Raw genomic sequence first — 595 nt, forward strand, 5'->3', positions numbered from 1 at the left:
AGCAAAAAAACGCTGCAAGCCAACGGCAAGACCTATCATTATTTCGATATCAATGCGGTCGCCGACAAAGGCTGGGGTGATCTCAGCAAGCTCCCCTTTTCCCTCAAAGTCCTTCTCGAAAACCTGCTCCGCTTTGAAGACGGTGACAGCGTCACCGGCGCCGACATCGAAGCCGTGATGCGCTGGCTGGAACACAAGCGCTCGGACAAGGAAATCAATTACCGCCCGGCCCGGGTACTGATGCAGGATTTCACCGGCGTCCCCGGTGTGGTGGATCTGGCGGCCATGCGCGATGCCATCAAGAAGGCCGGCGGCGATCCGGGCCGCATTAATCCGCTGACACCGGTGGATCTGGTCATCGACCACTCGGTGATGGTGGACAAGTTCGGCAACCCGCAAGCCTTCGAAGAGAACGTGGAAATCGAGTACCAGCGCAACCGGGAGCGTTATCAGTTCCTGCGCTGGGGCCAGAAAGCCTTCGACAACTTCCGCGTGGTGCCGCCGGGCACCGGCATCTGCCACCAGGTGAACCTGGAATACCTGGCCAAGGGTGTGTGGTCGTCCGAATCCGAGGACGGCAACACCTATGCCTACC

Annotated in this window: 1 protein-coding gene; it reads left to right on the forward strand. The window is 59.3% G+C overall.

All coding sequences use genetic code 11. The features are described 5' to 3' along the window. On the forward strand, positions 1-595 hold a 595-nt coding region (locus tag A3754_RS00170; RefSeq protein WP_369817554.1), incomplete at both ends, for an aconitase family protein.

The organism is Alcanivorax sp. HI0083, from assembly GCF_001635175.1.